General features: G+C 56.0%; 22 protein-coding genes. 4 read left to right on the forward strand and 18 right to left on the reverse strand.

The features are described 5' to 3' along the window. Nucleotides 1-8: 8 nt before the first annotated feature. From LA04_RS21420 to dnaB, 4 genes are read right to left on the reverse strand one after another with little or no spacing between them, the layout of a single operon-like run. The gene (locus LA04_RS21420) at nt 9-1,019 is read right to left on the reverse strand and encodes an AAA family ATPase (protein ID WP_047653103.1); all 1,011 of its coding nucleotides are present in this window, start codon (nt 1,017-1,019) and stop codon (nt 9-11) included. Continuing rightward, entirely contained in the window at nt 1,016-1,573 is a 558-nt protein-coding gene (gene pnuC / locus LA04_RS21425) for a nicotinamide riboside transporter PnuC (protein WP_047653104.1), read from the reverse strand. The genes LA04_RS21420 and pnuC overlap by 4 nt, the downstream gene beginning before the upstream one ends. A 22-nt stretch (nt 1,574-1,595) precedes the next feature. After that, nucleotides 1,596-2,675, reverse strand: coding sequence for an alanine racemase (gene alr, locus LA04_RS21430; RefSeq protein ID WP_032662599.1), 1,080 nt, complete (start codon nt 2,673-2,675; stop codon nt 1,596-1,598). Between the two features lie 16 nt (nt 2,676-2,691). Next, the gene (gene dnaB / locus LA04_RS21435; RefSeq protein WP_023310046.1) at nt 2,692-4,104 is read right to left on the reverse strand and encodes a replicative DNA helicase; all 1,413 of its coding nucleotides are present in this window, start codon (nt 4,102-4,104) and stop codon (nt 2,692-2,694) included. Between the two features lie 66 nt (nt 4,105-4,170). Between dnaB and LA04_RS21440 the strand changes: the two genes are divergently transcribed. After that, on the forward strand, nt 4,171-5,154 hold the full coding sequence (locus tag LA04_RS21440; RefSeq protein ID WP_047653105.1) for a quinone oxidoreductase: 984 nt from the start codon (nt 4,171-4,173) through the stop codon (nt 5,152-5,154). A 184-nt stretch (nt 5,155-5,338) separates the two neighbouring features. Here LA04_RS21440 and pspG read toward each other — a convergent pair whose 3' ends face one another. From pspG to LA04_RS21460, 4 genes are all read right to left on the reverse strand, one after another. Then, nucleotides 5,339-5,581, reverse strand: coding sequence for an envelope stress response protein PspG (pspG, locus tag LA04_RS21445; RefSeq protein ID WP_023310044.1), 243 nt, complete (start codon nt 5,579-5,581; stop codon nt 5,339-5,341). 136 nt (nt 5,582-5,717) lie between these two features. After that, nucleotides 5,718-6,713 (reverse strand): tRNA dihydrouridine(20/20a) synthase DusA, encoded by a 996-nt coding sequence (gene dusA, locus LA04_RS21450; RefSeq protein WP_047653106.1) that lies wholly within the window; start codon nt 6,711-6,713, stop codon nt 5,718-5,720. 82 nt (nt 6,714-6,795) lie between these two features. Further along, nucleotides 6,796-8,055: a conjugal transfer protein TraF gene (locus tag LA04_RS21455; protein WP_126304323.1), complete on the reverse strand. Its 1,260-nt coding sequence runs from the start codon at nt 8,053-8,055 to the stop codon at nt 6,796-6,798. 223 nt (nt 8,056-8,278) lie between these two features. Beyond that, on the reverse strand, nt 8,279-8,767 hold the full coding sequence (locus LA04_RS21460; protein ID WP_047653107.1) for a cupin domain-containing protein: 489 nt from the start codon (nt 8,765-8,767) through the stop codon (nt 8,279-8,281). 115 nt (nt 8,768-8,882) lie between these two features. Between LA04_RS21460 and zur the strand changes: the two genes are divergently transcribed. Next, a complete protein-coding gene (gene zur / locus LA04_RS21465; protein ID WP_008503369.1) occupies nt 8,883-9,395 on the forward strand; it encodes a zinc uptake transcriptional repressor Zur in 513 nt (170 codons plus the stop codon). A 69-nt stretch (nt 9,396-9,464) separates the two neighbouring features. Here the strand turns inward: zur and LA04_RS21470 are convergent, their stop codons facing one another. The 4 genes from LA04_RS21470 to LA04_RS21485 all read right to left on the reverse strand — a co-directional run bounded on the left by LA04_RS21470 (nt 9,465) and on the right by LA04_RS21485 (nt 12,281). After that, a complete protein-coding gene (locus tag LA04_RS21470) occupies nt 9,465-9,674 on the reverse strand; it encodes a CsbD family protein (RefSeq protein WP_014830284.1) in 210 nt (69 codons plus the stop codon). 120 nt (nt 9,675-9,794) lie between these two features. After that, nucleotides 9,795-11,132, reverse strand: coding sequence for an MATE family efflux transporter DinF (gene dinF / locus LA04_RS21475; RefSeq protein ID WP_047653108.1), 1,338 nt, complete (start codon nt 11,130-11,132; stop codon nt 9,795-9,797). Between the two features lie 63 nt (nt 11,133-11,195). Beyond that, entirely contained in the window at nt 11,196-11,804 is a 609-nt protein-coding gene (gene lexA / locus LA04_RS21480; RefSeq protein WP_047653109.1) for a transcriptional repressor LexA, read from the reverse strand. Between the two features lie 108 nt (nt 11,805-11,912). Next, the gene (locus LA04_RS21485) at nt 11,913-12,281 is read right to left on the reverse strand and encodes a diacylglycerol kinase (RefSeq protein ID WP_047653110.1); all 369 of its coding nucleotides are present in this window, start codon (nt 12,279-12,281) and stop codon (nt 11,913-11,915) included. Between the two features lie 154 nt (nt 12,282-12,435). Here LA04_RS21485 and plsB point away from each other — a divergent pair, with 154 nt between their 5' ends. Beyond that, the gene (gene plsB, locus LA04_RS21490; RefSeq protein WP_047653111.1) at nt 12,436-14,856 is read left to right on the forward strand and encodes a glycerol-3-phosphate 1-O-acyltransferase PlsB; all 2,421 of its coding nucleotides are present in this window, start codon (nt 12,436-12,438) and stop codon (nt 14,854-14,856) included. A gap of 118 nt (nt 14,857-14,974) precedes the next feature. On the opposite strand, the gene gntU is transcribed toward plsB, so the two are convergent. From gntU to LA04_RS21515, 5 genes are all read right to left on the reverse strand, one after another. Continuing rightward, entirely contained in the window at nt 14,975-16,315 is a 1,341-nt protein-coding gene (gene gntU, locus LA04_RS21495) for a gluconate transporter (RefSeq protein WP_010436459.1), read from the reverse strand. 3 nt (nt 16,316-16,318) lie between these two features. Continuing rightward, the gene (gene gntK, locus LA04_RS21500) at nt 16,319-16,846 is read right to left on the reverse strand and encodes a gluconokinase (RefSeq protein WP_008503362.1); all 528 of its coding nucleotides are present in this window, start codon (nt 16,844-16,846) and stop codon (nt 16,319-16,321) included. A gap of 126 nt (nt 16,847-16,972) precedes the next feature. After that, nucleotides 16,973-17,968: a gluconate operon transcriptional repressor GntR gene (gntR, locus tag LA04_RS21505; protein WP_024906706.1), complete on the reverse strand. Its 996-nt coding sequence runs from the start codon at nt 17,966-17,968 to the stop codon at nt 16,973-16,975. A gap of 101 nt (nt 17,969-18,069) precedes the next feature. Continuing rightward, nucleotides 18,070-18,765 (reverse strand): pirin family protein, encoded by a 696-nt coding sequence (locus LA04_RS21510; protein WP_003861565.1) that lies wholly within the window; start codon nt 18,763-18,765, stop codon nt 18,070-18,072. Nucleotides 18,766-18,887: 122 nt separating this feature from the next. Then, nucleotides 18,888-19,925 carry an oxidoreductase gene (locus LA04_RS21515; protein WP_047653112.1) on the reverse strand — a complete coding sequence of 346 codons (1,038 nt, stop codon included), beginning with the start codon at nt 19,923-19,925 and terminating at the stop codon, nt 18,888-18,890. Between the two features lie 256 nt (nt 19,926-20,181). Between LA04_RS21515 and yhhY the strand changes: the two genes are divergently transcribed. Continuing rightward, complete coding sequence (gene yhhY, locus LA04_RS21520) at nt 20,182-20,670, forward strand: N-acetyltransferase (protein ID WP_047653114.1); 489 nt, start codon at nt 20,182-20,184, stop codon at nt 20,668-20,670. A gap of 91 nt (nt 20,671-20,761) precedes the next feature. Here yhhY and ggt read toward each other — a convergent pair whose 3' ends face one another. Next, nucleotides 20,762-22,507 carry a gamma-glutamyltransferase gene (ggt, locus tag LA04_RS21525; RefSeq protein ID WP_200882538.1) on the reverse strand — a complete coding sequence of 582 codons (1,746 nt, stop codon included), beginning with the start codon at nt 22,505-22,507 and terminating at the stop codon, nt 20,762-20,764. Between the last annotated feature and the right edge of the window lie 80 nt (nt 22,508-22,587).

A 22,587-nucleotide genomic window follows, 5' to 3' on the forward strand; every position in this document is an offset into this window, starting at 1 on the left:
GAGCGATATCAGGCCAGACACTCGATATATCGGCAAATGCAATCGATTCGCTCAGGCAGTGAGCCCTGCACGCGCAGAAAAGGAATATTTCGTGCCGACAGCTCCGCTTCATACCACGCTTGCTGCCGATGACGAAACGCCTCATCCTGGCGGGTACCATCCTGCACAAAGGGAAATTCATCCCCGCAGAGTACGACCAGAGAATAGTCGCGTTCGGCTAACTCCTTTAACGCCCGCGGCGCGCTGCCAAACTGATAGAGTGCGTAAAACAGGGTCGTTAAAGGTGACGTATCACAGACCAGATAAGGCGCCGTGCAGGCTAATTCTTCCCGACGCACTTGCTCGCGGGCAATATGCAGCAAATCCTCCAGATCAAGGATGCCGTTCTTCTCTTCCCAGTGTTCACGACCATACTCTGCAACGTACGGAACGTTTAGCGTTTGCGCTAGTGCCTTTGCAAGCGTGCTTTTGCCCGTCGATTCTCCACCTAATAAGCAGATACGGAAAACAAAGCTGCGATACACCTCAGGGGACATCATCTTGCGATAACGATGAACATCAGAACGGATGAGCGTTCCCGATGGAGCCTCTGGTCCCTGTTGACGCTGGAGACGCACGTGCGCAACCGGTCGTCCGAAACGCTGGCTCAGGATAGTGGCAAACCCGTCTCCATAGTCTTCGGCAGTAAATACCGCCTCTGGCTGACAATGCAAAATGTCCTCACATAGCGTTGCAACATAATGCCGGTGAAGATCGTCATCAGCGTCATTCGCTGGCGGTGGCGCAAGGCCATATGAAGCCAACACTTGCGGCGAAAGCACGAGGTGGCGACATTGCGGGAAGCGCGTTGTTAACCAGTTAAGCCGCTTTTCAGGTTCGTAACCGCGTATTTCCGGCGACGAATAGCTGATGATACAAACTGTCTCGCACTGCTCAAGTGCCGTATTGATAAGCGCTTCATGGCCCTCATGTAATGGTGCGAATTTGCCTACCACCAGACCGTTGGCATACAGCTTCATTGCGCGCGGATCTCCTTACGCCACTGATACAGTCCATGCCATGCATTAAACCAAAACAGCAGATATAACCCGGCGGTCAGATGCAGATCCCTCATCGCATACAGTGGTACCGCCAGCGTGTTAACGGCAATCCAGACGTACCAGTTTTCCAGACGTCGCCCCATCAGCATAAACTGAGCAAGAACGCTGAATGTCAAAATGATGGAGTCCAGCCAGGGTGCCCAGGCATTGGTGTAGAGATGCAATATCAGTCCGTACACCGCCGCCACGCTCATGGCACAGGCCAGGAGAATAAAAAAATGCCCCGGTCTGGTACGACGGACAGGCAATACGTCCCCGCTATTGCCTTTCAGCCAGTGCATCCAACCGGTTATGCTCGTGATAATGAAGAAGAATTGAAGCGTAACGTCAGCATAAAGCTGCACAGAATAAAAGACCCAGGCATAAAGCCCGCTGCCTATGATGCCAATCCACCACGTATGGATGTTATTTCTGGCGGCCAGCCAGACGGAGAGCGCATAGGCCAGACAAGCAGCGATTTCTGAAGGGGACATTATCCTTCCCTGGAATAAAATGTTAGTCGATGTACTTCATCGCCACCCTTGACGTCAGGCGCGTGATAAGTTCGTAAGCACTCACTTTCGTAATTTCAGCAATACGTTCGACGGGCAGCCCCTCGCCCCACATCACCACATCGTCACCGGGCTTATCCTGGGCTTCAGGCCCCAGATCGACACAAATCATGTCCATTGCCACGCGGCCAACAATCTTCACCTCGCGACCGTTGACCAGCACCGGCGTGCCCGACGGCGCGGCGCGCGGATAGCCGTCACCATAGCCCATCGCCACTACGCCGAGACGGGTGTCACGCTCGCTGGTCCAGGTACCGCCGTAGCCCACCGGCTCGCCCGCTTTATGGTCACGCACGGCAATCAGGTTAGAGACCAGCGACATGACCGGCTGGAAGCCAAAGTCCGGCCCCCAGGGCTTATTCTCCAGCGGCGACACGCCGTAGAGAATGATGCCCGGTCGCGCCCAGTCGAAATGCGACTGCGGCCACAGCAGAATCCCGCCGGATGCCGCAATCGAGCGCATCCCCGGCTTGCCTTCGCAGAAGGTGTTAAAGATATCCAGCTGGCGCTCGGTCGCACCGCACTCGGGCTCATCGGCGCGGGCGAAGTGGCTGACAATATTCACCGGCTGGCGCACGTTTTTGCACCGGCATAAACGCTGATAAAACGCTTCCGCGCTTTCCGGACGCACGCCCAGACGGTGCATGCCCGTGTCGAGCTTCATCCAGACGGTCACCGGCTCGCTCAGTTCGGCGGTTTCGAGTGCGGCTAGCTGTTCTTCGTTATGTACCGCGGTATGCAGATGCTGGTCAGCAATGGTCGGCAGATCGCTGGCTTCGAAAAAGCCTTCGAGGAGCAGAATGGGTTGGGTAATGCCGCCCGCGCGCAGGCGGAGGGCTTCTTCAAGACGGGCGACGCCAAAGGCGTCGGCATCGGGGAGCGTTCGCGCGGTCTCAAGAAGACCGTGTCCGTAAGCGTTCGCTTTCACGACTGCAACGAGCTTGCTGGCAGGCGCCAGTTCACGCAGACGTTGCAGGTTGTGTCGCAGAGCGCGGCGGTTAATAACAACAGTTGCCGCTTGCATTTGAATTCCTTAGAAATTACTCATCATCATATTGAGGACCGGCATAGTTGTCGAAACGCGACCACTGTCCGTTAAAGGTCAGACGCACCGTCCCGATTGGGCCGTTACGTTGTTTACCAATAATAATTTCGGCGATCCCTTTCAGGTCGCTGTTCTCGTGATAAACCTCATCACGGTAGATGAACATGATTAAGTCGGCATCCTGCTCGATGGAGCCGGACTCACGCAGGTCAGAGTTGACCGGGCGCTTGTCGGCGCGTTGTTCCAGGGAGCGGTTCAGCTGCGACAGCGCGACTACCGGTACGTGCAGCTCTTTGGCTAACGCCTTGAGCGAGCGGGAAATCTCCGCGATTTCCAGCGTACGGTTGTCGGAAAGCGACGGAACGCGCATCAGCTGAAGGTAGTCGATCATGATAAGACCGATGCCGCCGTGTTCACGGGCAATGCGGCGCGCGCGGGAACGCACTTCCGTCGGCGTCAGGCCGGAGGAGTCATCGATATAGATGTTACGTTTTTCCAGCAGAATGCCCATAGTGCCGGAGATGCGCGCCCAGTCTTCATCATCGAGCTGGCCGGTACGAATGCGGGTCTGATCCACGCGCGACAGCGACGCCAGAGAACGCATCATAATCTGCTCGGAGGGCATCTCAAGACTGAAGATCAGCACCGGCTTATCCTGCAACATCGCCGCGTTTTCGACGAGGTTCATCGCAAAAGTAGTTTTACCCATAGATGGACGCGCGGCGACGATAATCAAATCCGACGGCTGCAGACCGGCGGTTTTCTTGTTCAAATCGTCATAGCCGGTGTTCACGCCGGTGACGCCATCGTGCGGCTGCTGGAACAGCTGTTCGATACGGGCCACGGTGGCATCGAGCACATCGGCGATGTTTTTTGGACCTTCGTCTTTATTGGCGCGGCTTTCGGCGATTTTAAAGACGCGGGACTCGGCAAGGTCGAGCAGGTCTTCGCTGGTACGCCCCTGCGGATCAAAACCGGCCTCGGCGATCTCATTCGCCACCGAGATCATCTCGCGGACGACTGCACGTTCGCGCACGATATCGGCATACGCGCTGATGTTCGCCGCACTAGGCGTGTTTTTGGACAGTTCCGCCAGATAGGCAAACCCGCCGCAGCTGTCGAGCTGACCAAGACGCTCCAGCGATTCCGCGAGCGTGATCAGGTCGATCGGGCTGCCCGACTCCTGCAGACGCGCCATTTCGGTAAAGATGTGGCGGTGTGGGCGGGTGTAGAAATCTTCCGCGACGACGCGCTCGGCGACGTCGTCCCAGCGTTCGTTATCCAGCATTAAACCGCCCAACACCGACTGTTCCGCTTCAATCGAGTGCGGCGGGACTTTTAACCCTGCGACCTGGAAATCACGCTCGCGAGGTTCAGTCTGTTTGTTGAAGGGTTTGTTTCCTGCCATAGTGAATGGAGTTACCGAGATAAAGAGTGGGTCGAAAGATTACCATATTTTTCTTACGGAGGGAGCATGGCAACGCGCATTGAATTCCAGAAACACGGTGGGCCGGACGTACTCAAAGCGGTGGAGTTTACCCCCACCGCGCCTGGCGAAAACGAAGTGCAGGTTGAAAACAAAGCCATCGGCATAAACTACATCGACACCTATATTCGCGGCGGTCTCTACCCGCCGCCGTCAATGCCGAGCGGCCTGGGCACTGAGGCGGCCGGTGTCGTCGTCAAAGTGGGCAGCGCGGTTAAGCATATTAAAGAGGGCGACCGCGTAGTGTACGCGCAGTCTTCGCTGGGCGCTTACAGCTCCGTTCACAACGTTCCGGCGGATAAAGCCGCCCTGCTGCCTAACGCTATCTCTTTTGAGCAGGCGGCGGCCTCGTTCCTGAAAGGCCTGACGGTTTACTACCTGCTGCGCAAAACCTATGAAATTAAACCCGACGAGCAGTTCCTGTTCCATGCCGCAGCGGGTGGCGTCGGGCTCATCGCCTGTCAGTGGGCAAAGGCACTGGGCGCGAAGCTGATCGGCACCGTCGGAAATGCACAAAAAGCGCAGCGCGCGCTGCAGGCGGGCGCCTGGCAGGTGATTAACTATCGTGAAGAGAACATTGTTGAGCGGCTGAAGGAGATCACCAGCGGCAAAAAAGTGCGCGTGGTGTATGACTCGGTGGGGAAAGACACGTGGGAAGCGTCGCTGGACTGTCTGCAGCGCCGTGGTCTGATGGTCAGCTTCGGCAATTCGTCAGGCGCGGTAACCGGCGTTAACCTCGGTATTCTGAATCAGAAAGGTTCGCTGTATGTGACTCGCCCTTCCCTGCAAGGATACATCACCAACCGGGAAGAACTTGAGGAAGCCAGCAACGAGCTGTTCTCGCTGATCGCCAGCGGGGTCATCAAAGTGGATGTGTCAGATGCGCAAAAATTCGCGCTGACCGATGCGCAGCGCGCGCATGAGGTGCTGGAGAGCCGGGCGACGCAGGGGTCGAGCTTGTTGATTCCCTAAGTCTCAAAAAGAAATTGGGCTTCCCGTGGGAAGCCCTTTCTTTTTTTAGTTCGGCTGTATGTAGGGTACAGCTCGATGAATTCTTTAACGGCAGTCATAGTGACAGATTCGATAACTAAATCCTATTCTGTTCTAAGCCATGCCGCCGGAAAAGTTACAAGTATGTGACGAACCCCTCAATACCTTAGTAACGGAAGCGGTTATTGCGCTGATAACTGGGCACTTTTGGCGCTTTAATCGCCCGAATCACCCACACAACCGCAATGGCCAGCAGTAGCCACGGCAGCAGTTTGATCGTCAGCGCAAACAGTCCGCCAATAAACATGACCACCGTCGCCACCACGATAGCCGCCAGAATGCCGAGCAGCGAAACGCCTGTCGCTAACAGCATGACAAAAAAGCCAATCACAAAAAGTAGTTCCAGCATGGTGCTCTCCCACGAGTTCCCGAGTAATGCAGTAAGCATTACAAGAATCATGCCAGCATTAACCTGTTGTTATTAAAGCAAAACGCCCCGCGAACGTTCGCAGGGCGTGGTGAATTTGACGAACTTTTAGCGAAAGTTATCGCTTGTCTGCCACCAGTCGCAGCGCATGTTCCAGCACCTCAATATCGGCTCCGGCTTTATGCGCATTCTCGCTCAGGTAGCGGCGCCACTGGCGCGCGCCCGGAATACCCTGGAACAGGCCAAGCATATGGCGGGTGATATGGCCGAGATACGTGCCATTACTCAACTCGCGCTCAATGTAAGGGTACATCGCACGCACGACGGCAACCGGATCGGTGTCCGCACCTTCGATGCCAAAGATTTCGCGATCGACCGTCGCCAGAATGCCCGGGTTCTGATACGCCTCGCGCCCGACCATCACGCCATCCATATGTTCCAGATGCGCTTTGGCCTCTTCCAGCGACTTGATGCCACCGTTGATGGACATCGTCAGGTGCGGGAAGTCACGCTTCAGTTGATATACGCGCGGATAGTCCAGCGGCGGGATCTCACGGTTCTCTTTCGGGCTGAGGCCGGAGAGCCAGGCTTTTCGCGCGTGGATGATAAACATCTCGCATTCGCCTTTCCCGGATACCGTGCTGATAAAGTCGCACAGGAATTCGTAGCTGTCCTGGTCGTCAATGCCGATGCGGGTTTTGACCGTCACCGGAATGGAGACCACGTCGCGCATCGCCTTGATACAGTCCGCCACCAGCGGTGCGTTCCCCATCAGGCAGGCACCGAACATGCCGTTTTGCACGCGGTCGGACGGGCAGCCAACGTTAAGGTTGATCTCGTCGTAGCCGCGTTCTTCTGCCAGCTTCGCGCACTGCGCCAGCGCGGCCGGATCGCTGCCGCCCAGCTGCAGGGCAACCGGATGCTCTTCTTCGCTATAGGCCAGATAGTCGCCCTTCCCGTGAATGATTGCGCCCGTGGTCACCATTTCGGTGTACAGCAGCGTATGGCGGGAGAGCTGACGCAGGAAGTAGCGGCAGTGTCTGTCCGTCCAGTCGAGCATCGGCGCAATGGAGAAACGATGTGCAGGGAAAACGGTCTGTAATTCTGACGACATGGCGAAGTTTTAAGCATCTGGTGGAAAAGGGGCGCTACTATAGCACAAAGAAAAGCCGGAGGCGCAGCGCCTCCGGTGGACTTTAGAACGTCATGCTCAGCTGAGCCCCGGCGCCCCAGGTTTCGTCCTCGCCGTACAGGCCCATCAGGTCAACATGAACGGTGCTGAACGGTGCGAAACCGACACCACCGGTAAAGACGTTGCTGTCGTTACCCTTCACGTCCGCGCGATAACCCGCACGCACCGCCAGCCAGCTGAGCGGCGTAACCTCGGCACCGACACCAACGTACTGCGACGTATCTTCGCTCTTGAAGCCTTTGGTTTCCGTCAGATCGCCATCGGCGGTCAGCGTCACCAGGTCGTTATGCCAGGCGGCACCGGCTGTTACCAGCGGACGGATCTGATAGGTGTCTTTATAGCTCACCACTTCCCCCGTACGGCCGTTGCGGATACGAATATCTTTGGTATCGATGTCGCGCGACATCAGGTTTTGGCCGCTCACGCCAACGGTCCAGTGTTCGCCGAAATCAGCCGCAATACCGGCATCGACGTTAAAGCCCGTGTCGTCCGTGCGGTAGCGGCTGTCGTTCCACTTGTTACTGTCGTAATCGTAGATTGACGTGGTGTAGTTATAGACCCAGGTTTTTTGCAGCTTTGGCGTAACCCCTACGGAAACCGGGACGCCGCCGAGGTCAAACTGACGGGCAACGGCAACGCCGTAGTCGGACACAATCGCCGCACGGCCAGACGCCGTTGAGTTGAGGTTTTTAGTGATCTGATCCGTGCCGTTCAGCGCAGCGTCCAGGGCAACACCGGCAGCCACCACATTGCTTCGTTGAATACCGCGCAGATAATCAATATCTTGCTGATCGATAGACGAACTCACCCGGCCATGGGCGTACCCTTTCGCCATAAAGGCCACGGAAAGCACATCGTTAGGAATACTCACGGCAAGCCCAGCGCCTGCCGTCGCGCGTGCGGTTTTACCCTTGAGATAGTCCAGCTCATCGGCCAGATCTTTGGCCGCGCCCTGGAATTGATTAATGGAACCTAACGGATTGGTGATGACCTGAATTGGCGTAAGGTTATCAACCACATCCTTATAATGATTGATTTTGTCGTTGATGGTATCAATCTCATCCTGAAGATTGTCCTCATCCGTCACCTGGACGCCAACGGCCGGCAAAATGACCGTCACATCATCGTCCGGTTTTGCCTTTGCCAGCAACGCGGGGTTGATTAACGCCCCGCTACCATAGCTCCCGGAGGCAACGCCAGTGCCACCCATTGCGTCACTCCGTGATTCTGTCCAGGTATTGGCTGCTCCCGCCTGATTTGCCATAAACAAGGAAACAGCGATACTCACCACCGAAAATTTAAAATATTTTTTCACAGTATGCCCGTTATAGTCTGTTATGAAATAACCCCTGTCTGTTATCACCCAAACAGGAACGAACTATTGCTGTGAATAAGTAGTAAAAGACCCGCTATTTCTATCCCTAAGTAAAACTCCCTTACGGCCTGTTATATTTTGTGACGGCCCTCAATATTTATAGAAGAGGAAATTATTTTTTCCCAGGTTTTCCATCATGCGGTCCAAAAAACTGGGGCGGGTGGTCTACCCAGCGATCCTCACGGGTAGCGGCATACACCGGGTTGAGCGGATAGTAGATGCGGTTGTGCTTCTTGTTGGCCTCGCCAACGACCAGTAACCGCACCTCTTCGTCCGTGTTGTTGATAAAGGTGTGGCAAATACCGGTTCCGGCAGGAAACACCACGCTGTCGCCCGGTTCAAGTTTCCATAAATAGCCATTGATCCACGCTTCTGGATGACCTTCGAGCACATAAACGAACTCTTCTTCATCGCTTTCCGCATGCGGATAGGACGTCCTGCGCCCGGGCGGTAAACGCTCGTGATGGATACCAATGCGCCCGAGCCCAAGCTTGCGCGCCAGCGGGGCACCGATAGAAAACAGCTCGTCGCTGTCGGGATAGGTCGAATCATCCGCGCCTTCTACGTCGCGCCAGTGCCGAATACAGTCAGGTTTTTTCATTGTTTATTTCCCGGTTTGTAATGGGTCAGGTATAGCACAGACTGGCGGATCTCGGCGTTTTTACCAGAACATGATAAAGTGAGGGTTTTCCGTCCTATAACATCCGGGGTGCTAAATGGATAAGTCCACAAAAGAGCTGTTAGCGCAGGCCGAAAAGCTGTGTGCGCAACGCAATGTGCGCCTGACTCCGCAGCGCCTTGAAGTCCTACGTCTGATGAGCCTGCAGCAGGGTGCCATCAGCGCCTACGATCTGCTCGACCTGCTCCGCGAAAGCGAGCCGCAGGCGAAACCACCGACCGTGTATCGCGCCCTGGATTTCCTGCTGGAACAAGGATTCGTGCATAAAGTTGAGTCCACAAACAGCTACGTGTTGTGCCATCTGTTCGATCAGCCCACCCACACATCGGCGATGTTTATCTGTGACCGCTGCGGCGTGGTGAAAGAAGAGGCTGCGGAAGGCGTGGAAGATATTATGCATACGCTGGCAGCAAAAATGGGTTTTGCCCTGCGTCATAACGTGATTGAGGCGCACGGGCTGTGTTCTGCCTGCGTGGAAGTGGAAGCCTGTCGTCATCAGGACGCGTGTCAGCACGACCACTCTATTCTTGTGAAGAAAAAACCGCGTTAACGGCAAAAGAAAAGGCGGCTCATGGCCGCCCTCAGGGTGTACTTCCTTGTACTTGCGGGTATAGCCCGATTACCAGCGGTAGTCGTTGCGTTTTTCCCAGTCGCCCACTTCTTTTTCCGCCTGGTCTTTCGCGTAGCCGTAACGCTCCTGGATTTTACCGACAAGCTGATCGCGTTTACCTTCAATGACGGTCATATCGTCATCAGTCAGCTTACCCCACTGTTCTTTCGCTTTACCTTTGAACTGCTTCCAGTTGCCGCCGATTTCGTCTTTATTCATCATCGTGTCCTCTTAGTTAAGCGTCGGGTCGTAACGTCCGTTACGTTCTTTTCTGCTGGACGTGATAATTATTGTAGTAAAGGACTCGGCAGTTGATTTCATATTCGGAATCTTTAACCGTTACGATATATCGTGCCGCGAGGGGAGCCAGGTATTGTTCTGCCAGTGGCGCCGCCAGATAAAAGCCAGCGATAACCCACGCAGCGAGAGGAAAACGGCCAGGGCCAGCCACAAACCGTGATTACCCAGCCAGGGAAGCGTCAGCAGCGTCAGGCCGAACCCTGCGGCCGCAACAGCCATGCTGTTACGCATTTCGGCTCCGCGCGTCGCCCCAATAAACATGCCGTCCAGCAGATAACACCAGACGCCGACTACCGGTAAGATGACTTGCCAGATGAGATAGTGACTCGCCAGTTCGCGTAGCGCAGGGATAGACGTCAGCAATGCAACAATCTGCTCACCAAAGCAGGCGTAAACCAGGCCGAACGCCAACGCCACCAGCCCTGACTGGCGGCAGGCTGCCCGCCAGACGTCCCGCAGCTGCCCGCTTTCACGCGCACCGTACGCCTGGCCCGAATGCGCTTCTACCGCATAGGCAAAGCCATCCAGCGCGTAGGCGGTAAAGGTAAGCAGCGTCATCAATACCGCGTTGACCGCGACGATTTCTGGCCCCAGTCGGGCCCCGAAAACCGTCAGCGCGCCGAAGCAGAGCTGAAGCAGCAGCGAGCGCAGCATGATGTCACGATTGAGCGCCAGCAGCTTACGGATATTGCCGCGCCATGCGGTTTTGAGCAGCGTCAGGGAGATCCCGCGCATCGCCAGCACGCGCCAGACCATCCACAAGCCAATGATAAAGGTCCCGTATTCGGCAATTACCGTCGCCAGCGCCGCGCCCCGCACGTTCATATGCAGGCCCATTACCAGCCAGACATCCAGCACAATGTTGAGAAGGTTGCCTACCACCAGCAAAATCACTGGCGCACGGGCGTACTGCACGCCCAGTAGCCACCCCAGCAGAACCAGGTTTGCCAGCGAGGCGGGCGCGCTGAGCCAGCGGATTTCAAGGAAACGGCGCGCCTGAGCCAGTACCGCCTCGCTGCCGCCGACAACATGGAGCGCAAGGTCGATCAGGGGCGCACGCAATACAATGATTAATGCTCCCGCACCAAGCGCAAGAATCAGCGGCTGGACCAGCGCGCGCGCCAGGCGCAGCGGATCTTTTGCACCATAAGCCTGTGCCGTGAGCCCAGTGGTGCTCATGCGCAAAAAGAGCAGCAGCATAAACAGGAAACTGGTTGCCGTCGCGCCAATCGCCACGCCGCCAAGATAAACAGGCGAATCAAGATGACCAATAACGGCAGTATCGACCAGACCCAGCAAGGGCACGGTGATATTGGAGAAAATCATCGGCAGAGCAAGACGCCACAATGCCTTATCGGATGCCGTCAGCAGTGACATGAAAAATACCGGGAGTGTGGAATGAAGCAGGCTACAGCGGCGCCATAGCCTGTCAGGAAGAGATTATAGCCATTCACCGTTGCGAATGACCCCAACCGCCAGTCCTTCAATAGAGAAGTTGTGTTCGCGAAGATCGACCACAATCGGGGAGAACTCGTTGTTTTCAGGCAGCAGCTGAACGCTGTTACCCTGTTTTTTCAGACGTTTGACGGTCACTTCGTCATCAATGCGCGCCACAACCACCTGGCCGTTACGCACATCCTGCGTTTTGTGCACCGCAAGCAGATCGCCATCAAGAATACCGATGTCTTTCATCGACATACCGCTAACGCGCAGCAGGAAATCAGCACTCGGTTTGAACATGCCAGGATCGACCTGGTAGTGGCCTTCAATATGCTGCTGTGCCAGTAAAGGCTCACCGGCGGCAACACGGCCTATCAGCGGAATGCCCGTCTCTTCTTCCACCAGCAGGCGGATACCGCGTGACGCGCCTGAAACAATCTCAATCACGCCTTTACGCGCCAGCGCTTTCAGGTGTTCTTCGGCAGCATTTGGAGAACGGAAACCCAGACGCTGCGCGATTTCCGCACGCGTGGGTGGCATACCCGTCTGGCCGATATGATCCCGGATGAGATCAAACACCTCTTGCTGCCTGGTCGTTAACGCTTTCATTCCGCCCCCTGGGTGTATATACAGTTATGCTGTGAGTATATACAGTCAAAGGCGATTTTGGAACCAAAAACTGCACAAAAAACCAGGGACTTAATTATTCCTCGAGGCTCATCGGAAATGTGACCAAAGCAGCGTGACCCAGGTGATAACTGCAGTGATAATCGCCAGCAACACGGCAGCAGAGCCCATGTCTTTTGCGCGGCCAGAAAGCTCGTGGAAATCTGAACCAATGCGATCGACAACGGCCTCAATAGCGCTATTAAGAATTTCCACTATCATCACCAGAAGTACGGAGCCGATAAGAAGTACGCGGGTAATAGCATCAACATCAAGGAAACAGGCGACGATCACCGCGATGATAGCGGCGACGCCCTCCTGACGAAAGGCAGCTTCGTTGATCCACGCGGCACGGAAACCTTTCCATGAATAGCCGGCGGCTTTGATGATACGCGTTAACCCAGTGGTATTATTGGCCATTAAAAGAACCTTTTATGAAAAAAAGCGTCAGTAACAGGAACTGTAGCGCGTTTCGCTACAGCCTGAAGTATGACGGGTAACAACAGAAATTTTGCGCGCTTTCTGTTATCCTTGCGCCGCAATTGCATTATTAACCAGAGGCTTTACATCGTTTATGTCCGGCTGGCCACGAATTTACTACAAATTACTTAATTTACCATTAAGCATCCTGGTAAAAAGCAAGTCTATCCCAGCAGAACCCGCGCTGGAATTGGGGCTCGATACCTCGCGTCCTATTATGTACGTTTTGCCTTATAACTCGAAGGCAGACTTACTGACGCTTCGCACCCAGTGTCTGGCGCATGACTTACCTGACCCGCTTGAACCGCTTGAAGTTGACGGCACTTTACTGCCGCGCTACGTGTTCATTCACGGTGGACCGCGCGTGTTTACCTACTACACGCCAAAAGAAGAGTCCATCAAGCTGTTCCACGACTATCTTGACCTGCACCGCAGCAACCCCGATCTGGATGTGCAGATGGTGCCGGTATCGGTGATGTTTGGTCGTCGTCCGGGCCGTGAAAAAGGTGAAGAGAACCCGCCGCTGCGCATGCTTAACGGCATCCAGAAGTTCTTCGCGGTCTCCTGGCTGGGACGCGACAGCTTTGTGCGTTTCTCCCCTTCCGTTTCGCTGCGTCGAATGGCGGACGAGCACGGCACCGACAAGATCATCGCGCAAAAACTGGCGCGCGTGGCGCGTATGCACTTCGCCCGCCAGCGCCTGGCTGCCGTAGGGCCGCGTCTCCCGGCGCGTCAGGATCTGTTCAACAAGCTGCTGGCCTCCAAAGCGATTGCTCGCGCCGTTGAAGACGAAGCGCGCAGCAAGAAAATATCGCATGAGAAAGCCCAGCAGAACGCCATTGCGCTGATGGAAGAGATTGCAGCGAACTTCTCTTACGAGATGATTCGCCTGTCGGATCGTATTCTCGGCTTTACCTGGAACCGCCTGTATCAGGGCATCAACGTTCATAACGCCGAGCGCGTACGCCAGCTGGCGCACGATGGCCATGAGATTGTCTATGTTCCCTGCCACCGCAGCCACATGGACTACCTGCTTCTTTCCTACGTGCTCTATCACCAGGGGCTGGTACCGCCGCATATTGCTGCCGGTATCAACCTGAATTTCTGGCCAGCAGGTCCGATTTTCCGCCGCCTGGGCGCGTTCTTTATCCGTCGCACCTTCAAGGGCAACAAGCTCTACTCCACCGTGTTCCGCGAATATCTGGGCGAGCTGTTCAGCCGCGGCTATTCCGTTGAGTACTTCGTGGAGGGCGGTCGCTCCCGTACCGGACGTCTGCTCGATCCGAAGACCGGCACGCTGTCGATGACCATTCAGGCGATGCTGCGCGGAGGAACCCGTCCAATCACGCTGGTGCCAATCTACATTGGCTATGAGCACGTGATGGAAGTGGGCACGTACGCCAAAGAGCTGCGCGGTGCGACCAAAGAGAAAGAGAGCCTGCCGCAGATGCTGCGCGGCTTGAGCAAGCTACGCAATCTCGGTCAGGGCTACGTGAACTTCGGCGAACCGATGCCGCTGATGACGTATCTGAACCATCACGTTCCCGAGTGGCGCGAATCCATCGATCCTATCGAAGCGATTCGTCCGGCCTGGCTGACGCCAACGGTTAACGGCATCGCGTCCGAGCTGATGGTGCGCATTAATAACGCCGGTGCGGCTAACGCCATGAACCTGTGCTGTACGGCGCTTCTGGCTTCGCGTCAGCGTTCTCTGACCCGCGAACAGCTCACGGAGCAGCTGGATTGCTATCTGGACATAATGCGCAACGTGCCCTATTCCGTTGATTCAACCGTGCCTTCTGCTACCGCCAGTGAGCTTATCGATCACGCGCTGCAGATGAACAAGTTTGAAGTCGAAAAGGACACGATCGGCGACATCATCATTCTGCCGCGCGAGCAGGCAGTCCTGATGACCTACTACCGCAACAACATCACCCATATGCTGATGCTGCCGTCGCTCATGGCGGCTATCATCACCCAGCATCGCCGTATTTCGCGTCAGGAGCTATTGCGTCACGTTGAGACGCTCTATCCGATGCTGAAAGCGGAGCTGTTCCTGCGCTGGAGCAAAGACGAGCTGGCGGGCGAACTGGACAAACTGACGGAAGAGCTGCGTCGTCAGGGGCTGATCACCGTTTCAAACGACGAGCTGCACATCAATCCGTCGCGTTCACGAACCCTGCAACTGCTGGCGGCCGGTGCGCGCGAAACGCTGCAGCGCTACGCCATTACGTTCTGGCTGCTGAGTGCGAACCCGTCTATCAACCGCGGTACGCTGGAGAAAGAGAGCCGGACGCTGGCACAGCGCCTGTCCGTTCTGCACGGCATTAACGCCCCGGAGTTCTTCGACAAAGCTGTCTTCAGCACTCTGGTCCTGACGCTGCGTGACGAAGGCTACATCAGCGATACGGGCGATGCCGAGCCGGAAGAGACGCTGAAGGTGTACCAGATGCTGGCCGAACTAATCACCTCGGACGTTCGCTTGACGATTGAGAGCGCGACGCAGGGCGAGTGATGTGAAAAAGCCGGGTGGTGATTTCACCTGACCCGGCCTGGCGTTCTGCAAAATATAAAGGCCCGGTAAGCGTTAACGCTACCGGGCCTTATTTTTGAGCCTTGTTAAATCACCGCATTCAGCTCAGCAGTGTGAAAGCAATCATCCCGACAATCGCACCCGTCGTGCCGAGGATGGTTTCCATCAGCGTCCAGGTTTTCAGGGTTTGCGCTTCGGTAGCGCCGGTAAATTTACCGAACAGCCAGAAGCCCGCGTCGTTAACGTGAGAGACCACAATCGAACCGCCCGCGATACAGATAGACAGCGCGGCCATCTGCGCACCGGAGTAGTTCAGCTGTTCAATCACCGGCATCACCAGACCCACGGCGGTTAAGCACGCCACGGTGGCGGAACCCTGGATGATACGCACCGCCGCAGCCAGCACGAAGCAGGTGACCGCAATCGGCAGGCCCATCCCGGTCAGCGCTTCGCCCAGAGCCGGGCCCACGCCGGAATCCACCAGCACCTGCTTGAACACGCCGCCGGCGCCGATCACCAGGAGAATAATGCCCGCCGGCTGCAGCGCGGCACCGCAGATCTCCATCACCCGGTCTTTTGGCATCCCCTGACGCATTGCCAGGCCGTAAATCGCCACCAGACAGGCCACCAGGATCGCCGTGAACGGGTGACCGATAAACTCAAACCATTCGTAGGCGCTGGAACCCACCGGCACAAAGCGCGCGGCGATGGTTTTCAGACCCACGAGAACCAGCGGCAGCAGGATCAGCGACAGGCTGAAGCCGAAGGACGGCATTTTGCCCTCGCCCAGGTGCGGCTCGGTGATGTCATCCGGAATATGCAGCTCAACGTAACGGCTGATGAAGTTGCCCCACAGCGGGCCGGCAATAATCATCCCCGGAATTGCCGCGCACAGGCCAATCAGGATCATCCAGCCAAAGTCGGCGTGCATCTGGGATGCCAGCAGCATCGGCGCAGGCCCCGGCAGCAGAAACGCTGCAGCCGCCGCCACGCCCGCAAACAGCGGAATGACCAGCTTCACGAGGTTAGTGCCGGTATGGCGCGCCATGGAGAACGCGACGCTTATCAGCAGCACAACGGCCACTTCGAAGAACAGCGGCAGCGCGCAAATCAGTCCCGCAAGACCAATCGCGTAGTGCGCGCGGCTGTGGCCGAAGGATTTCAGCATCTTGACGGCAATCTGGTCGACCGCCCCCGTCTCGTGCAAAATCTTGCCAAACATCGCGCCCAGCGCGACCACAATCGCCAGGAAGCCCAGCGTGCCGCCCATCCCTTTTTCCATCGTCGCGGCGATCTTGTCGAGCGGCATACCGGAAAAGAGACCTGCACCTATAGAGACCACCATCAAAGCAACAAAAGCGTGCATACGCGCCTTCATCACTAAAAACAGCAGCAGCAATACCGAACCCACTGCTGTCAAAACTAGCGTTAATGTACTCAAAACTTACTGCCTTTTATTGATGACCTCGATGGTGCTGGCAACAACACCCTCCAGTGACTGATCGATATCAACCACTAAGACGTCTTTCTCGTCTTCACCCGGCTCCTGCAGCGCTTCGAACTGCGTCACCAGCATCTGGGTTTTGAAGAAGTGACCTTTACGCGCCTTCAGACGGCTTTCAATCACCTCGAAATCCCCTTTCAGGTAGATGAAAGAGAGGTTCGGGTTGCCGTCGCGCAGCAGGTCGCGGTAGGTTTTTTTCAGCGCGGAACAGACGATCAGGGAGACTTTGTTGGTGCGCTGCATCGCGAACGCGGCGTCATTCAGCGCCTGCAACCACGGTTTGCGGTCGTCATCGTTCAGCGGCTCGCCGGAGGCCATTTTCATGATATTGCTGCGCGGATGGAGGAAGTCGCCATCAAGAAACGCAGCCTGGAGTTGATGCGCCACTTCGCTGGCTACGGCTGATTTCCCGCTACCGGAAACGCCCATCAGGACGTAGACGTGGTGATCGTGATTAGTCGTGCTCAAAGGGTGTCCCTCAGTCAATTGTTACGGGTAACAGTTATCGGTAACATTGTCCTGCCGGGGCAAAAGAGAAGCAATATCCAAACGTGCGCGAAGTGAATAAGTGTGAGCTACTTCAAATTTGTCAGTTCAAATAGATCCACCCGGTGACAAGGTGAAACCTAAATCTAACATTTTCGGGGTAACTGCCTCACCACGAATGCGCGCCAGCAGGCGTTCTGCGCCAATGCGGCCCATACGTTCACGCGGGGTCAGGACGCTCGCCAGACGCGGCTCCATCACCTGGCCAATGTCGTGGCCGTGGAAACCGGCGATCGCCATATCATCAGGGATCTTCAGCCCCAGACGCTGGCACTCAAACGCCGCGCCGACCGCCAGGTCATCGTTGGTACAGAAAATACCGTCCAGTTGCGGATACTCGCGCCGCGCCTGACGCATCAGCTCAATACCCGACGTATAGGAGGAGGATTGCTCCACCATCACGCTGTACGGGGTTAAGTTCGCGTCGAGCATCGCCTGCTCGTATCCCTTCTGTTTGATGATAGTACGTTCATCAAGACGCGCACCCAGATAGGCGATATGGCGATGACCGCGGGCAATGATGGCCGCCGTCATCTGCCGCGCCGCTTCGAAGTTATCGAACCCCACGGCGATGTCGAGGCACGGCGACTGGCTGTCCATCAGCTCCACCACCGGGATACCGGCCACTTCAATCATTTTGAGCGTGCGGGCAGTGTGGGTACGTTCGGTTAAAATCAGGCCGTCGATGTTCCAGGAAAGCATCGATTCAAGACGTTCCTCTTCCAGTTCCGGCTTGTACCCGTAGTGGGCGAGCATGGTTTGATAGCCAAAAGCATCGGTGACGCTTTCAATGCCGCGCAAAACTTCGGCGAAAACCTGGTTGGTCAGGGAAGGAAGCAGGACGCCCACCGCACGGCTGGTCGCATTGGAGAGAATATCTGGCGCGCGGTTGGGGATATAACCCAGTTCATCAAGGGCAGCGGCAATCTTGCCACGTAACGCCACGGAAACCTGTTCCGGGTTACGTAAAAAACGGCTGACCGTCATTTTGGTCACACCGACGCGATCGGCGACATCCTGAAGTACGGGGCGTTTCTTTTTCATCGTCCTGAGAAATCTTGAAGTGAGAGATTTGCTCAGTTTACCACGGACAAAGCCCATCCTTCCCCTGTCAAAGGGAAGGATGGGCATTTATTTATGTTTTATTACACCGGCGGCAGGTCAAACAGCAGAATTTCACTTTCGCTGTCGGCATGCACGGAGAGCGCCTGCTCATCCCAGACGGCAAGGCCATCGGCAGTTGTCGCTTTGGTGCCGTTGATGGACACTTCACCTTTCACCACCTGGATCCAGACGCGGCGGTTGGCGGCAATCTGGTGCACAGACTGTTCGTCTTTCGCCAGCGCCCAGCGGTACAGTTCCATATCCTGATGCACCTTAAGGGAACCTTCACGCGCGTCCGGGGACAGCACCAGCTGTTTGCCCTGTTTCGCGTCGAAGCGGCGCTGCTCGTAGCGTGGCGTGATGCCGGTTTCTTCTGGAATGATCCAGATTTGATACAGGTGCAGTTTTTCCGTTTTGCTCGGGTTGTACTCGGAGTGACGCACCCCGGTACCCGCGCTCATAATCTGGAACTCGCCCGCCGGAACCTGCTCTTTGTTGCCCATGCTGTCCTGGTGTTCTACCGCCCCTTCCAGCACATAGGTCAGGATTTCCATGTCTTTGTGCGGGTGGGTGCCGAAGCCCTGGCCTGCATCAATCACATCGTCGTTAATCACGCGCAGTGCGGAGAAGCCCATGAAGTTCGGGTCGTAGTAGTCGGCAAACGAGAATGAATGCCATGAGTCCAGCCAGCCATGATTCGCGTGACCACGTTCGTTTGCTTTGCGTAAGTAGATCATTGTTTCACCCTCAGTTCGTTTCGATGGAGTAAGTGTGGACGCAAACGGCCTGGGATCATAGAGGGTGAAAATTGACTCCTCTGTTCAAAAATTATGAATAAGCGCAGAGGAGCCGTTTTTGCTTATTTCGCGAGGGTTATCGTGGCAGGAGAAGCCTGCTCGAAGGCCCGCTCGAGGATTTCCAGGTTGGTCAGAACGTCAGATTCCTTGACGTAATTCGCCGTGCCGGCTGTGAGGGTTTCATACAGCGCATCGTAGACGCGGCCATAATCGCCAATTTCCGGTTTCAGCTCTTCCCTGACCGTCACGCCCTCATCGTTTACGTACTCCAGCACGCCCACGGAATCGTCCGCCGCAAAGCCCGGCTCGCCCGGCATGATGTTGGCCTTCAGGCTGGTCTCCTGCTGGTCGATGCCGTACTTAATGAACGAGCCTCGGGTGCCGTGAACGATAAATTTCGGATAGTCGATTTTCACCAGATGGCTGGTTTTGACGATGGCTTTCAGGTCGCCGTAGAACAGCTGCGCTTCAAAGGTGTCGTCCGGGTTAGCTTTGTTACGCAGGCTGCGGATGTCGTATGCGACATGATCCGGTCGGCCAAACAGGGAGATGATCTGATCCATGGTGTGCACCCCCAGACCGTAGAACGAGCCGTCCTGCGGCAGTCCGGGCTGGGTTTCCGCCACCGGACGGTAGTAATCGAAGTGGCTTTCGATTTCCACAATGTCGCCCAGCCTGCCGCTTTCAATCGCTTTTTTCGCCGTCAGGAAGCAGCTGTCAAAGCGACGGTTCTGATACGGCGTAACGGTCAGGCCTTTACTTTTCGCCAGCGCGAACAGCTCTTTCGCTTCGGCGATGGTCGGGGTGAACGGTTTTTCCACCAGCACGTTTTTACCCGCTTCCAGCGCGCGTTTGGCATAGTCAAAATGGCTGTCGGCGTGGGTGCAGACAACAACCAGTTTGACCTGCGGGTCGTTAAGTACTTCATCAAGATCGCTGGTGAAATGGATATGAGAATACTGCGGGGATTGCTCTTCCGGCTTCGCGCGGCGGCGATAGATATGGGCCACATGCCAGGAGCCTTTACGGTTGAGAACATACGGCAGGTGGTAGCGGGTCGTACTTTTACCAAATCCAATAAATGCGCAATGTAGTGTCATGGCTCAGTCCTTTTGGAAGGTTACTGAGTCTAACCATAACAAAAAAAAAGCCAGCTAAAAGCTGGCTAAAGTAATACTGGAAGCAATGTGAGCAATGTCGTGCTTTCAGGTTCCCGTAGCGGTCTTCCTGAATGCAGAGCAATAATAATCATTCTCATTCGCACTTGTCCAATACTTTTTGCAAAAAATAGCGGTTGACTCAAATTTTAAAGTCATTGATGTTGGAAGGGACATTTAACTGACTGAGGAATAAGGAATGAGTGAGATAGTGATACGCCACGCGGAACCGAAAGATGCCGAAGCCTTACGCCAGAACTACATGCATCCCGGGGTGTATCACGACACGCTACAGCTACCTCATCCATCCCTTGAGTACTGGCAAGAACGTCTGATTACAAAACCAGGGCAAAGACGTCTGGTTGCCTGCATTGATGAACAAATCGTCGGCGATCTGATGCTTCAGGTGGAAGCCAGCCCGCGACGCAGCCATGTAGCAACGTTCGGTATCAGCGTTGCGGCGCACGCTCAAGGACGCGGCGTCGGGAGCGCGCTCATGCGCGAGATGATCAACCTGTGCGACAACTGGCTGCGTATTGAACGGATTGAATTAACGGTGTTTGCCGATAACCCTTCCGCTCTCGCGCTTTACCGAAAATTTGGTTTTGAAATCGAAGGGACCGGCAGGAAATTTGCCCTGCGCAACGGCGAGTATGTGGATGCGTACTATATGGCGCGAATGAAGTAGTTTGTTGCCCTCACCCTAACCCTTTCCCACTGGGAGAGGGAATGATAAACGTAGGCCGGGTAAGGCGAAGCCGCCACCCGGCAACAACACGTTAATACCCCGCCGTCAAATCATCCACCGAACGCGGGTCTGACGCGCCAAACAGCGCCCCGTCTGGCCCCACCATAATGCTTTGAGTGCTGCCCATCGCCTCCTTCACCACCACCTTCTGCCCGCGCTGTTCAAGCAGCTTGATGGTGTCCGGGCTAAAGCCCTTTTCCACGCGCAGCTCGTCCGGCAGCCACTGGTGATGGAAACGCGGAGCGTTGGTCGCTTCGGCGACGTTCATTCCAAAGTCGATGCTGTTCACCACCATCTGCAGCACGGTAGTGATAATACGGCTCCCGCCAGGGCTGCCGGTTACCAGCCAGGTTTTCCCGTCTTTCACGACAATGGTGGGCGACATGGACGACAGCGGACGCTTCTTCGGCCCGACGGCGTTTGCATCACCGCCCACCAGCCCGTAGACGTTCGGCACGCCCGGTTTGGCAGAGAAGTCATCCATCTCGTTGTTCAGAAGAATGCCGCTATTGCCTGCCACAATCCCGGTGCCGAAAGTGGTGTTGAGCGTGTACGTCACCGCCACCGCGTTACCGTCTTTATCCACCACCGAGAAGTGGGTGGTCTGGTTGCTTTCATACGGCGCCAGCTTGCCGGGGCGGATCTCGCTCGACGGTTTAGCCTTGTTGATATCGATCTGATCGGCAATGGATTTGGCATAGGCCTTGTTGGTCAGCGCCTGCCACGGCACCTTGACGAAGTCCGGATCGCCGAGATATTCCGAACGGTCGGCGTAGGCGCGTTTTTCCGCTTCCGCCATCACCTGCATGGCGTCCGCGCTGCCGAAGCCGAACTTGTGCATATCGAAGTTTTCAAGAATGTTGAGGATCTGCACGATGTGGATCCCACCGGAGGACGGAGGCGGCATGGAGAAGACCTCGTATCCGCGATAGGTGCCGCTAATCGGCTCGCGCTCCACCGCCTTGTATTCCGCCAGATCCGCTTTGGTGATGAGCCCTCCATTCTTTTGCATCTCTTCGGCAATCTGGTCGGCAATCGCCCCTTTGTAGAAGGCGTCGGGACCGTGCTCCGCAATCAGCTCCAGGCTTTTGGCGAGGTTCTTCTGCACCAGCCTGTCGCCCTTCTTCAGCGGCTCGCCGTCTTTCCAGAAGATGGCCTTGCTGTTTTCATGATTGGGAATGACTTCGCTGCCGTAGGTCTTAAGATCGTCCGCCAGCGCATCGTTCACCACAAAGCCGTCCCGCGCCAGTTTAATGGCAGGCTGCACCACCTTGTTCAGCGGCATCGTGCCGTATTTTTCCAGCGCCAGCGAGAAGCCCGCAACGGTGCCCGGCGTGCCGGTGGCGAGGTGCGAAGTCAGGGATTTTTTGCTGTCAGGGTTACCCTGGTCGTCGAGGAACATATCGCGGGACGCCTGAGAAGGCGCCATTTCGCGGAAATCGATGGCGGTGGTTTTGCCGTCTTTGGTGCGCAGCATCATAAAGCCGCCGCCGCCCAGGTTCCCCGCCTGCGGATGCGTTACCGCCAGCGCATAGCCGACGGCGACCGCCGCATCCACCGCGTTACCGCCCTGCCTGAGAATATCGACGCCCACTTTTGTTGCCAGGGCATCCACTGACGCCACCATGCCATGGGTTGCCCGCACGGGATGAAAAACATCTTCCTCCACGCCGTAAGAGACCGGAGGCGCCGCTGGCGGGTTGGCCGCCACGCTAAATGTACCGCCTGCCATCAGCGCGGCGATGGCGACCCAGCGCAAAAACGTTGGTTTCATCATTATTGTTCTCCAGGTGAAGGGATCCATATTCCCCGCTTAAGCCTGGTTCACAACTCCTAAAAAATCATCGTCATGGTGAA

The sequence above is a fragment of the Enterobacter sp. UCD-UG_FMILLET genome (genome assembly GCF_000762975.1).
GTDB classification, from domain to species: Bacteria; Pseudomonadota; Gammaproteobacteria; order Enterobacterales; family Enterobacteriaceae; genus Enterobacter; species Enterobacter dykesii.

Coding starts and splice junctions, on each gene's coding strand:
- alr (WP_032662599.1), bottom strand. CDS start 2,675: ATGCAAGCGGCAACTGTTGTTATTAACCGCCGCGCTCTGCGACACAAC.
- yhhY (WP_047653114.1), top strand. CDS start 20,182: ATGAGTGAGATAGTGATACGCCACGCGGAACCGAAAGATGCCGAAGCC.
- dnaB (WP_023310046.1), bottom strand. CDS start 4,104: ATGGCAGGAAACAAACCCTTCAACAAACAGACTGAACCTCGCGAGCGT.
- LA04_RS21485 (WP_047653110.1), bottom strand. CDS start 12,281: ATGGCCAATAATACCACTGGGTTAACGCGTATCATCAAAGCCGCCGGC.
- LA04_RS21440 (WP_047653105.1), top strand. CDS start 4,171: ATGGCAACGCGCATTGAATTCCAGAAACACGGTGGGCCGGACGTACTC.
- dinF (WP_047653108.1), bottom strand. CDS start 11,132: ATGTCACTGCTGACGGCATCCGATAAGGCATTGTGGCGTCTTGCTCTG.
- LA04_RS21515 (WP_047653112.1), bottom strand. CDS start 19,925: ATGACACTACATTGCGCATTTATTGGATTTGGTAAAAGTACGACCCGC.
- LA04_RS21470 (WP_014830284.1), bottom strand. CDS start 9,674: ATGAATAAAGACGAAATCGGCGGCAACTGGAAGCAGTTCAAAGGTAAA.
- LA04_RS21460 (WP_047653107.1), bottom strand. CDS start 8,767: ATGAAAAAACCTGACTGTATTCGGCACTGGCGCGACGTAGAAGGCGCG.
- ggt (WP_200882538.1), bottom strand. CDS start 22,507: ATGATGAAACCAACGTTTTTGCGCTGGGTCGCCATCGCCGCGCTGATG.
- lexA (WP_047653109.1), bottom strand. CDS start 11,804: ATGAAAGCGTTAACGACCAGGCAGCAAGAGGTGTTTGATCTCATCCGG.
- LA04_RS21455 (WP_126304323.1), bottom strand. CDS start 8,055: ATGGCAAATCAGGCGGGAGCAGCCAATACCTGGACAGAATCACGGAGT.
- LA04_RS21510 (WP_003861565.1), bottom strand. CDS start 18,765: ATGATCTACTTACGCAAAGCAAACGAACGTGGTCACGCGAATCATGGC.
- gntR (WP_024906706.1), bottom strand. CDS start 17,968: ATGAAAAAGAAACGCCCCGTACTTCAGGATGTCGCCGATCGCGTCGGT.
- pspG (WP_023310044.1), bottom strand. CDS start 5,581: ATGCTGGAACTACTTTTTGTGATTGGCTTTTTTGTCATGCTGTTAGCG.
- plsB (WP_047653111.1), top strand. CDS start 12,436: ATGTCCGGCTGGCCACGAATTTACTACAAATTACTTAATTTACCATTA.
- dusA (WP_047653106.1), bottom strand. CDS start 6,713: ATGTCGTCAGAATTACAGACCGTTTTCCCTGCACATCGTTTCTCCATT.
- pnuC (WP_047653104.1), bottom strand. CDS start 1,573: ATGTCCCCTTCAGAAATCGCTGCTTGTCTGGCCTATGCGCTCTCCGTC.
- LA04_RS21420 (WP_047653103.1), bottom strand. CDS start 1,019: ATGAAGCTGTATGCCAACGGTCTGGTGGTAGGCAAATTCGCACCATTA.
- zur (WP_008503369.1), top strand. CDS start 8,883: ATGGATAAGTCCACAAAAGAGCTGTTAGCGCAGGCCGAAAAGCTGTGT.